This window comes from Candidatus Abyssobacteria bacterium SURF_5 (assembly GCA_003598085.1).
In the GTDB taxonomy this organism is placed as follows: Bacteria; Abyssobacteria; SURF-5; order SURF-5; family SURF-5; genus SURF-5.
In genome coordinates, this window is the sequence record QZKU01000115.1 from 77,133 (window position 1) to 88,266 (window position 11,134).

The following is an 11,134-nucleotide window of genomic DNA, read 5'->3' on the forward strand; positions in this document are numbered from 1 at the left end:
TCATTCAACTTCAAAAACCGCCATGAAGGCCTCTTGCGGCAGTTCAACGTTACCCACCTGTTTCATCCGCTTCTTGCCTTCCTTCTGACGCTGCAAGAGTTTTCGTTTCCTGGTGATGTCGCCCCCGTAGCACTTTGCGGTAACGTTCTTGCGAAGCGCTTTGATGGTTTCGCGCGCGATCACGCGGTTGCCGATTGCGGCCTGAATGGCGACTTCAAACAACTGCCGGGGGATCACCTTTCGCAGCTTTTCCGCGAGTTGTTTTCCCCTCAGGTATGCTTTTTCCTTGTGCACGATACAGGACAAAGCGTCCACCGGGTTTCCGTTAAGCAGCACGTCAAGCTTCACCAGGTCCGATTGACGAAACCCGCTGACTTCGTAATCAAACGAGGCGTAACCGCGTGTGGCGGATTTCAAGCGGTCATAGAAATCGAGGACCACTTCGCTGAGCGGGAGGTCATAGTTGACCAACACCTTTTGCGGTCCCAGATAATGTGTCCGAATATGTTCTCCCCTTCGAGAGGAGCAGAGCTGGCAGATGGTGCCGATGTACTCGGGTGGAGACAGGATAGTGGCGTGAATGTACGGTTCCTCGAGATACGCCACCCGCGAAAGCTCCGGCAACCGTGCGGGATTATCAATGTCGAAAAACCCGCCGTCGGTCGTGTGGACGCGGAAAACAACTGAGGGAGCCGTGGTGACAAGGGCAAGATCAAACTCGCGCTCCAGGCGCTCCTGAATGATCTCCATGTGGAGCAGCCCCAGAAATCCGCACCGGAAACCGAAGCCGAGCGCCTGGGAGGTCTCCGGCTCGAAATAGAACGAGCTGTCGTTCAGACTCAGCTTTTCCAGCGAAGACCGCAACGTGTCGAATCCACCGGGTTCAGTCGGATACATGCCGCAAAAAACCATCGGCTTGACCGGCTTGACACCTGGCAACGGTTCCCGAGCCGGATTCGACGCATCCGTCAGGGTGTCACCTATTTTGATGTCGCGGATGCTTTTCATGTTGGCAATGACATATCCGACATCACCCGCATTCAGTTTGTCGACCGGAACCTCTTCAAGTTTGAAAATGCCGACTTCCTCAACCTCATACGAGCGGTCCGATGACATTGCAGTGATTTCCTGCCCCGGCTTGATGCAGCCGTCGACGACGCGAATGTATCCGATCGCCCCCCGGAATGAATTATAGATGGAATCGAAAAGCACCGCCCTCAAAGGAGCGGCGTCGTCGCCGCCGGGGGGCGGAATCCTCCTTACGATTGCCTCCAGTATTTCAGGGACACCGATGCCGTTTTTTGCGCTCGCCAATATTGAATCCTGCGGGTCGAGCCCAATAATGTCAGAAATCTGTTGCCTCACTTCTTCGATTCGCGCGTTTGGCAGGTCGATCTTGTTGATGACCGGTATGATCACCAGGTTTCGATCCGAGGCCAGGTAAGCGTTCGCCAGCGTCTGTGCCTGTACTCCCTGTGATGCGTCTATCAGGAGAAGCGCCCCCTCACAGGCTCCCAGGCTCCGCGCAACTTCATAGGAAAAATCGACATGGCCGGGGGTATCGATAAGATTCAGAAGATAGTTGTTTCCGTCTGCGGCCGTGTAATTGACTCTGATGGCAGCTGCCTTGATCGTGATTCCGCGCTCCCGCTCAATGTCCATGCTATCGAGCGTTTGTTCGCGTAGCTCACGCTCGGGAATAGCGTGTGTATATTCAAGTATCCGATCGGCCAGGGTCGATTTGCCATGATCGATATGCGCGATAATACAGAAATTTCTTGTTTTACTTCTTAAGTTGTTCATCTTGAAAATTTAAGGGAAACGGAAAAAGCCAACTTATTATAACAAAATTGACCGGCGCATTCAATGATTTCGCGGAAGCGGACGGAAGTGGGTTGTGCAGGCATAAGAACATTTGTTTCTGAGACCGATCCGCCCTTTAGCCGGCGCCGTTCAGGTTGGGCTTCGCGGGAACCGCGTCAAAATGGGGGCAGTTAACAAGGCACTCGCAGCAACTGTATGAGTAACGCGCGCCAAGGGTGCCGGTAACCAACTCGAAGTTCCTGTTCAGGGGGAGCGATGCGCTGAACCATTGTGACAGGAATGCGGTAGAAAGGAGGGGATGCCTTGTGCTTTTCCGAAGGCATTTGTACTGGTTGATCCCTCCCCGCCCGTCCAGAGCGCCGACGGGGCAAACCTCCACACAGGTCCGGCAAGCGCCGATGCAAAGCGAGTGCTGGAGCGGTTTGTCCGCGGGCAGGGGAGCCGTCGTCAATACTCCTCCCAAACGCAACCTGTTGCCAAAGCGTTCATTGATCAACAGTGTGTTTTTTCCGATACTGCCCACGCCCGCCCTCTCGGCGGCATGCTTGAGGGAAACCATTCCCCAGTACTTGCCGTTGCGCATCAAGAGAGGCAGATAAGACCCCAAAGGGACCGAGGCGAATCCCTCCCGCGTCAGCAAAAGAGCAACCTCCATTGCGGCGGCATCCATTGTTTGATAGTAGTTTTGTGAAAAATGTCCGTACAATTCAAGCGAATGCCGCTGGGTGACGTAAACCGGCCGTGGAATCTCTTTTCCGAAAACGATTATGCGAGCGCAGTCTTTCAGGATTTCGTCGGGCCTGCATTCAACGCGCGGGCTGGCCCAGTCGCCTGAATTAGCCACGCCAACCACGTCCATTTTGTGCTCATACAGAATATTCTTTAAACTTTCGAGCATACGTTTTTCTTTCCAAAGCAATCTCGCGGGGCTGTTTCTTTCTTCGGATGTATTGCCATTCCACCGTTAATCTCCTTTGAAAAGAGAACACGCCGCCGCAGTCGAATCCGTTCCCTTTTGCGGCTGAAGGCATTCGTAGCCGCGCCCGGTCGCTCGATCCGCGGCGCAACATCTCACGGCGGCCGTTCGGCTATAACTCAATTGGTTTGACCGAGATAATGTTCGGGAGGTTTGCCAATTCCTCCACGATAGCTTTGGTCGTCGGGGAATCAACACGCCATAACGAAATGGCTTTTCCGCCGACAGCATCCCGGCCGAGAAACATGGTCGCTATATTGATATGATGCCGTGCGAGAACGGTGCCGATGTTCCCGATAACGCCGGGGCGGTCGTAGTTAAAGATAAACAGTATGCTTCCCTCGGGAACGGCCTCAATCTGAAAGTCGTTAACCCGCACAATTCGAATTTCCTTTTTGCCGAATGTTGCGCCGGCCGCATAATGATGTTTGTCTCCCGATCGAATCCTGATGCCGATGAGGCTGACGAAGTCTTCGGCCGTCCTGCTGGTGGTTTCCCGGACGCTCACCCCGCGCTCCCGCGCGATCGCAGGCGCACTGATGATATTGATGCGGTTGCCGAGGATCGGGCTGAAAATTCCTTTCAATACGCTCGAAGTGATAGGGGAGACACCATGCTCGACAACTTCTCCTTGGTATTCGATCATCACTTCTTCAATGGGAAAATCGCAGATCTGGGCAAGAAAACTGCCCAACTTCTCTCCCAGACTGAGAAATGGCCCGATAACAGGAAGTATCTCGGGACTCACCGACGGGACATTGACTGCGTTGCGGATGTTTCCCCTTAACAGGTAATCCGCCACCTGCTCCGCGATGGCAACCGCCACGTTCTCCTGTGCCTCAATCGTGCTGGCGCCCAAGTGCGGCGTGCAGATAACGTTCGAGAGCTTGCACAGTCGGTGGTCGGTCGGTGGCTCATGCTCGAACACGTCCAACGCGGCCCCCCCTATGCGCCCCGACGAAAGGGCGTCGTAAAGATCCTTTTCATTGACGATGCCGCCGCGGGCGCAGTTGATGATCATGGCGTGAGTTCTCATTTTGTTAAGGGCGCGCGCATCGATCAGATTCCGCGTCTCCTCGATGAGCGGCACGTGAAGAGTGACGAAATCTGAATCTTTCAGTAATTCATCCAGGGGCACGAGTGGAATCGCTCTTCGCGACGCCGTCTGAGGCGGGATGTATGGGTCGTACGCGATGACCTTCATCTTCAGGCCGGACGCCCGCTCCGCCACGATACTGCCGATGGTGCCGACCCCGATGATTCCCAGGGTTTTGTTGAAGATCTCGGTCCCGACGAATTTGCTTTTTTCCCACCGCCCGGCCTTCATTGAGGCATCGGCCTGAGCGATTCTGCGGGCCAGCGCCATCATGAGCGAAATTGCATGTTCAGCCGCCGCAATGGCATTTTCGAGAGGAGTGTTCATTACGACGATGCCGCGACGAGTTGCTGCGGGAACATCAATGTTATCAACCCCAATGCCCGCTCTGCCGATAACTTTCAATTTGTCGGCCTGAGTCAAAATGTCGGCCGTCACCTTTGTTGAGCTCCTGACAACCAAAGCGTCGAATTCCCGAAGTGCGTCCTTCAGTTGTTCGGGATTCAAGCTTTTCTCGACCGTGACGTCAATTTCCTTTGCGCGAACAAAGACCTCTATACCCGCAGGTGATAACTTCTCTGCCACGAGCACCTTGAACATACGTATCTCCTTGGTGAGCGAAAACGTCTGAATAAGTTAGCACAAAATGAGGCTATGAGTCAATCGCATCAATGGAAACGATGATTTCCCGCCGCCGATTGCGCAGCAATGTGAAGAGCGGATGTAGTATCAGCAGGACAGAGGCGCCGCGCAACCTGCTTAAGAAGGCTCGTGCTTGACTGAAACGGGATCGGATGGTATACTTATTGCGAAAGCTGACAACGCAATACCAGCGGGGGATCGACCATGCCAATTTTCTCCTACCAAGCCACCGACAAAAAAGGCCAAGAAGTTACGGGAATGGTTGAAGCCGATAGTTTGGCGCTGGCTATCAACCAGGTCAGAAGTCTTGGATACTTCCCCACAAAAGTAAAAGAAGACGCCGGAAAACTTGCCCGCCGCCAAAAGGTGAAGACCAAAGGCGGTTTTAATTTATCTATTGGCGGCCGGGTCAAGAAGAAACAGATAACGCTGTTCACGCGGCAGTTGGCGACGCTCATCGATGCCGGCTTGCCGCTATTGCGCAGTCTCTCGATATTGTATGACCAGCAGAAACCGGGGAAACTGAAAAACATTCTGGACGATCTGGTGAACGACGTTCAAAGCGGCACCACCTTTTCGGAAGCGCTCGCGAAACATCCCAAGGTCTTCGACAAGTTGTATGTGAATATGGTGCGCGCGGGTGAAGTCGGCGGTATGTTGGAAATCGTTCTTAATCGTCTGGCTGAATTTGCGGAACGAAGAGAAGCTCTTGCGAGAAAAGTGAAAGGCGCGATGGTTTATCCTATCATGGTGCTCTTGGTTGCCGGCGGTATCGTGACCTTCCTGCTGATCCGGGTCGTCCCCACATTCGCGGAAATCTTCTCCGACCTCGGCGGTGCATTGCCGGCGCCGACGCAGTTTCTTGTAAACACGAGCGAGGCTTTGAAGCAGTCGTATCTGAAGATCCTAGCTATTGGCGGCGGCATTATCGTAGGATTGAAACTGATTTTCAAAATTGAGTTGGTACGCGCAATTCGGGACCGGGTGGTTCTCAAGTTGCCCTTGTTCGGACAGCTCACCCGAAAAATCGGCGTGGCCCGCTTCTCGAGGACGCTCGGCACGCTCATCACCAGCGGTGTTCCGATTCTTCAGTCGCTCAGTATTGTGAAGGAAACAATCGCAAATCGGGTGATTGCAAACGCGGTGGCCGAGGTGCATGACAGTATTCGTGAGGGGGAAACCATCGCCGGACCGCTGGAGGAGTCAAAGGCCTTTCCTCCGATGGCGGTCAACATGATCGACGTCGGCGAGGAAACCGGAAACCTCGACTCGATGTTGCTCAAGGTGGCCGATATTTATGATGCTGAAGTGGAAGTGGCTATCGGTGGTATGCTTCAGATGCTTGAGCCGACCATGATGGTTGTTCTTGGCGGCATTGTAGGTTTTATCGTGATCTCGATGTATCTGCCCATCTTCAGCATGGGCGATCTCATCTAGACGTCGGCCATCTTATTCTGTCGAGGTGCTTGCCGAATACAGAGGAAGACGGAAACATAATTGATGGCGAAGCCGGTTTCGGGCTTCGCCATTTTTCTGCATGCCAGACCCTCCCGCCGGCGTTCGATGTTGCCTGTCATTCGAAGCAGATATTGCGTTGAGAACCCGCCGGTACTTGCCGTGTCCTCGATCACTTAAAACGCTGAATAGTCAAAAAATTTCTATTGACGGGCCGCCTGATTTTTGTTAACATAACCCCCCGTAGTCGATCATCTACAGGGGGAGGAAAACAGAAGGTTTGCTTCCCCAAACGTTTGCAATATAGTCAGCCGCACAACCGGCCTTCCCTCCGGACACATTGCCGGCCCGGACGTCATTGCAACGGTCGAATCGGCCGGAGATTCTCTTACCGATGGCAAAGAAACTCGATCTACCGGAAGAATGGTTTTTCCATACGCATAATTATGCGGGACTTCCGCCGAATCTGAGCGATATCGAGGAGAGCAGGATCGTGATCCTGTCTGCTCCCTATGAAACTTCCACCACCTACCGCCCCGGTTGCCGATTAGGTCCGGCCGCAATTATCGAGGCTTCGGCCAATATGGAACTTTACGATGAAGAATGCGCCGTAGAACCATATGCGATCGGCATCGCAACACTCAGCCCGCTGGAGCCGGTAGACGACCCTGAGGAAATGGTTAAGCGGATCGAGAGTGCGACCACGGTTTTACTGGAGCAAGAAAAGCTTGTTGTTCTGCTTGGAGGAGAACATACCGTCAGCGTCGGGACGGTCCGCGCAATGAGCCGCAGGCATAGAGACCTCAGTGTTCTTTTTCTTGATGCCCATGCCGATTTCAGGGAAAACTACCACGGAAACAGGTTGAACCATGGATGCGTCGCGCGGCGCATTTCTGAGATTTGCAGATTCACGCACGCCGGCACTCGAAGTCTGAGCAAAGAAGAAGCTGCGGCCTTGAAAGAAAACGGCATTGCCCCATACTGGGCTCAACAATTCCGCGCCGCGCGCTCCGACGGCGGCCGAAGCCGCCTGATTGAACGGATCGTTGAGGGTCTCTCGCAGCACGTATATCTGAGCATTGATGCGGACGTGTTCGACCCTTCAATTATGCCCGCGGTCGGCACTCCCGAGCCGGGGGGGCTTCTGTGGGACGAAGTGCTGGACTTAATTAAAGCAGTCACGAAGGCGCGAACCGTTGTCGGTCTGGACTTTGTGGAACTGGCGCCCATTGCGGGATTGGTCCACCCGGAGTTCATGGCAGCGCGGCTCCTGTATAGGATTTTTGCGCACGTCAAGGACAACAGATAAGGCGGCGCTCTCATGGCGCGGCTTGAATATGCTCAATTTCCGATCATGCGATTTGTCGGAGAGCTTTCAGCCCATGAGGTCCGGTTTTGCTTTGCTGATGTTTTCTGAATAGGAGAACCTCCTATGGAACTTGTTCCGAAAAAAGTATTCCTTACAAAAGGCCACGGCACACACAAAGAAGAGCTGCGTTCTTTTGAGCTTGCCTTGAGAGACGCAAACATCGAAATCTGCAACCTCGTGTCGGTCTCGAGCATTCTTCCGCCCGGCTGCAAGATTATCAGCCGCCGTGAAGGTGTGAAATCGTTGAAACCGGGTATGCTTACTTATTGTGTGATGGCCAGATGTGCGAGCAACGAACCGCGCCGGCTGATTGCCGCTTCAGTGGGCTGTGCCGTCCCTCAAGACCGCTCCATGTACGGATACTTGAGCGAGCATCATGGATACGGTCAGACCGACACAGTAGCGGGGGACTATGCCGAGGACTTGGCCGCCGCCATGCTTGCCTCCACCCTCGGAATCGAGTTCGACGAAGATGTGAGTTGGGACCAGAAAAAAGAAGTATTCAGAATCAGTAATAAAATAGTGAGAACCACAAATATCACTCAATCGGCGGTCATTAAGGGACACGAGTATACCACTGTCCTTGCCGCAGCAGTGTTCCTGTTTTAGCTCCCGGATAACATGCCGTTAGCCCCTGCCCTGAAGGAAAAAAAGCGGATTTGCCGGACTATTGAGCGGCTTCTGCGGAAGAACATCGGGCAGCCTCGTCGATATCCGCATAAAGATCCACTGGACGTCCTGATTCAAACGATTCTCTCACAAAACACGAGTGACAAGAACAGTCATCGAGCCTTTCTGACCTTGAAACGTCGCTTCAAAACGTGGGAGTCCGCAAGAAAAGCTGGCGCGGCTGTAATCGAAGATGCCATTCGCATCGGCGGACTGGCGCACACAAAAGCGGCTCGAATCCAGGATATTCTCTCTACTATTCACAGCGAGTGGGGCGAAATATCTCTTCGATTTCTCTGCGGGATGAATACTGAGAAAGCTGCGGCACTGCTGGGAGCATTCCACGGAGTCGGACTGAAAACAATTAATTGCGTGCTTCTTTTTGGATGCGGGCAGGACGTATTTCCTGTGGACACTCACATTCTTCGTGTCTCAAAGCGGCTCGGACTGATCGGGGAAGCCGAATCTTCCGGCCGCGCTCACCGCGAATGGGCGCAGATGGCACCGCGCGGTCGGTGCTATTCACTTCATATCAATCTTATCGAACACGGGCGCAGAGTCTGCCGGGCCCGCAACCCGCGCTGCCCTTCCTGCTGCCTTGCCGATCTGTGCGCTTATTATCAACGAAAAGCCGTCACGAACGCTTCCCTCACACCGTCCGTCCAACAAAACTGACGACACCCTCTCCTCCCTGTTTGCCTCCTTCGCTTGTTCGGCTTGGCACAAGATTTGCCCTTTACTCGTTTGACGTATTCTTACAGGATCATCATTGAGATTTGATGAAAGATCGCGCCCGGCAAAAAGCGCGCAACCCTCTGCGGATGCTGGGGAAAGAAAGAAAAGAGAATAGATTTCACTGGCTTAGCGTTTCTTATTGTCCCAAAAAGAGGAGCAGCCTGCCGGAACATCTGTGCACCTAATTGTACCGGCGGCATAAATTCTTCTGGTTTGAAGAGCGCTCCTTCTGTTGGTTGAGAAGCAACATTACTGCTGAGGATCGACGGCCATGCAGATGCGACTTGGTGAATTGCTTGTGCGCCATCAATTGATAACAGAGGAGGAACTTCGAAGCGCCCTGGAGAACCAGAAATCGAACAGGAGGCGATTGGGCGAAATTCTGTTGGAGTGCGAAAAGGTTTCGCGCGTGGACCTGCTCAAGGTATTGGCGCTCCAGTTGGAAATCCTGTTTCTGGACCTGGAAAAGACCGAAATAGATGTTGAAGTGGTAAAACTGTTCCCGGCCAAATCCGCATCCAAATACTGCTGCCTCCCGATTCGAAAAGAGGCGAAGAAATTGCTTGTGGCGATGGCGGACCCGCTCAATCTGCAGGCAATCGACGACCTTAACCTGATCACCAAATGTGAGATAAAGCCGGCAGTTGCCGACCCCAAACAGATTCAGGCTGCCATCAAGAAAATCCATTCAAAAAAGAAAGTCGCGGATTTGGAGATCTCCACGCCCGAACTGGAAGTCCTCTTTCAGATAGTCCATCAAAACGACATGGAAAACGGACAGGATCTGAGTGTTGCTGATCTGAAGATGCAAAGTGAACAAGCGCCGATCATCAGCATTGTAAATGTGGTTATCCATGAGGCGATACAGGAGCGGGCAAGCGATATTCACATTGAACCGCAAGCAGATTCGCTCATTGTTCGCCAGAGAGTGGACGGAGTTTTATATGAAAAGCATCAGTTGCCCCAGTGGATTCATCCGGCCGTTGTTTCTCGCGTAAAGATCATGGCAAATATGGACATTGCCGAAAAAAGAATTCCCCAGGACGGCAAGATACGCATTTTCGTGAACTCGCTTTACTATGATCTTCGCATCTCCACGATGCCAACCATCTTTGGCGAGAAAGTCGTCATCAGGATACTGAACAGAAAAGAAACTCATGTTCGATTGGTCGATCTGGGCCTTGATGAGGGGAAGGTCGGCAAAATGAGGGGCCTGAACGCTCGGAAACAAGGGTTGATCCTGATGACCGGCCCCACGGGATCCGGGAAAAGCACTACCTTAAACGCGATTCTTCATGAGCTGAGATCGCCCGAAGTGAATATTGTCACCGTCGAAGATCCGGTGGAATACGACATCCCGAAAACGAACCAGGTACAAATTAATCCAAAGGCGGGACTCACGTTCCCGGCCGCGCTTCGATCCATCCTGCGCCAGGACCCTGATATCATTATGGTAGGTGAAATCCGGGACATGGAGACAGCGGAAATCGGCATCAGAGCGGCGATGACCGGGCATCTGGTTCTGAGCACGCTGCACACAAATGATGCCGTATCAGCGGTAAGCCGGCTCTTAAACCTTGGGATCCCCGGCTTTCTCATAAGCTCCACGCTGTTGTATGTCCTTGCCCAGCGACTCGTGAGAAAGCTGTGCCCCGATTGCACCGTTGAATATGAGCCGACGCCAAGCCAGCTACATGAGATCCAACGCTTGGTCACGGAGCCCCGCAAGCTCCCCTGGAGGCGCGGTGAGGGATGTCCAAAATGCAGGCAGAAGGGCTTTCAAGGCAGAGTAGCCGTCGGCGAGATATTTGTCGTAGACGATGAGATCCGTAAGTCCATAGAAATGCTCGAGCCGGAATCAACTCTCCTGGAAATTGCCTTCAAGAACGGAATGAACTCCCTCCTCGCGGATTTTTTGGAGAAAGTGAAGGCCGGCGTCACTGCAATGACCGAAATATGGAATGTGGTAGTGAGCCAGGATTCAGGTTCCCTGGTCTGTCCCGCTTGCGGCTGGCGCATCGAGCGCTCCTATGCGGCCTGCCCTTCATGCGGCTCGCTGTTAAAAGCCAAATGTCATGCCTGTAACCAGATCATCGACAGTTCCTGGCGTTTCTGCCCGTTTTGCCAGCACGAGCAAGAACCAAAACATGCGCCCGTCCCCGCGAATCTTATTGTTTCAGGGTAAATGATCGGAATTTCCAAATAAAAAGAAGGGGAAGAATTTCTTCTCCCCCTTCCGGGCGTGCAGGAGAGGATCGGCGAACGGTTTACTTATGGACAGTACTCCAGACTAACGTCTCTGATTCCGCCGTTAATAGCGGCATAGATCGGCGACATCGGGAACTTCGAAACGTTCTTGTCGTAGCGC

At 53.2% G+C, this 11,134-nt stretch carries 10 protein-coding genes; 5 read left to right on the forward strand and 5 right to left on the reverse strand.

Annotation, left to right across the window (positions count from 1 at the left end):
- The 3 genes from C4520_16920 to C4520_16930 form a co-directional block, all read right to left on the reverse strand.
- Positions 1-1,803, reverse strand: coding sequence for an elongation factor 4 (locus C4520_16920; GenBank protein ID RJP17444.1), 1,803 nt, complete (start codon positions 1,801-1,803; stop codon positions 1-3).
- A gap of 136 nt (positions 1,804-1,939) precedes the next feature.
- The gene (locus tag C4520_16925; protein ID RJP17445.1) at positions 1,940-2,722 is read right to left on the reverse strand and encodes an epoxyqueuosine reductase; all 783 of its coding nucleotides are present in this window, start codon (positions 2,720-2,722) and stop codon (positions 1,940-1,942) included.
- A gap of 190 nt (positions 2,723-2,912) precedes the next feature.
- Positions 2,913-4,496, reverse strand: a complete 1,584-nt coding sequence (locus tag C4520_16930) for a phosphoglycerate dehydrogenase (protein RJP17446.1) — start codon at positions 4,494-4,496, stop codon at positions 2,913-2,915.
- Between the two features lie 246 nt (positions 4,497-4,742).
- Here C4520_16930 and C4520_16935 point away from each other — a divergent pair, with 246 nt between their 5' ends.
- Complete coding sequence (locus C4520_16935) at positions 4,743-5,975, forward strand: type II secretion system F family protein (protein ID RJP17447.1); 1,233 nt, start codon at positions 4,743-4,745, stop codon at positions 5,973-5,975.
- Here the strand turns inward: C4520_16935 and C4520_16940 are convergent.
- On the reverse strand, positions 5,972-6,169 hold the full coding sequence (locus C4520_16940) for a hypothetical protein (GenBank protein RJP17448.1): 198 nt from the start codon (positions 6,167-6,169) through the stop codon (positions 5,972-5,974). The genes C4520_16935 and C4520_16940 overlap by 4 nt on opposite strands.
- Before the next feature lie 218 nt (positions 6,170-6,387).
- On the opposite strand from C4520_16940, the gene speB reads away from it, so the two are divergent.
- The 3 genes from speB (at position 6,388) to C4520_16955 (ending at position 8,706) form a co-directional block, all read left to right on the forward strand.
- Positions 6,388-7,302 carry an agmatinase gene (gene speB, locus C4520_16945; protein ID RJP17449.1) on the forward strand — a complete coding sequence of 305 codons (915 nt, stop codon included), beginning with the start codon at positions 6,388-6,390 and terminating at the stop codon, positions 7,300-7,302.
- Between the two features lie 123 nt (positions 7,303-7,425).
- On the forward strand, positions 7,426-7,971 hold the full coding sequence (locus C4520_16950) for an arginine decarboxylase, pyruvoyl-dependent (protein ID RJP17450.1): 546 nt from the start codon (positions 7,426-7,428) through the stop codon (positions 7,969-7,971).
- A 12-nt stretch (positions 7,972-7,983) separates the two neighbouring features.
- Positions 7,984-8,706: an endonuclease III gene (locus C4520_16955; protein RJP17451.1), complete on the forward strand. Its 723-nt coding sequence runs from the start codon at positions 7,984-7,986 to the stop codon at positions 8,704-8,706.
- An 80-nt stretch (positions 8,707-8,786) separates the two neighbouring features.
- Here C4520_16955 and C4520_16960 read toward each other — a convergent pair whose 3' ends face one another.
- The gene (locus tag C4520_16960; GenBank protein RJP17452.1) at positions 8,787-8,966 is read right to left on the reverse strand and encodes a hypothetical protein; all 180 of its coding nucleotides are present in this window, start codon (positions 8,964-8,966) and stop codon (positions 8,787-8,789) included.
- A gap of 71 nt (positions 8,967-9,037) precedes the next feature.
- Between C4520_16960 and C4520_16965 the strand changes: the two genes are divergently transcribed.
- Positions 9,038-10,951, forward strand: coding sequence for a type II secretion system protein GspE (locus C4520_16965; protein RJP17453.1), 1,914 nt, complete (start codon positions 9,038-9,040; stop codon positions 10,949-10,951).
- The last annotated feature ends 183 nt before the right edge of the window (positions 10,952-11,134 follow it).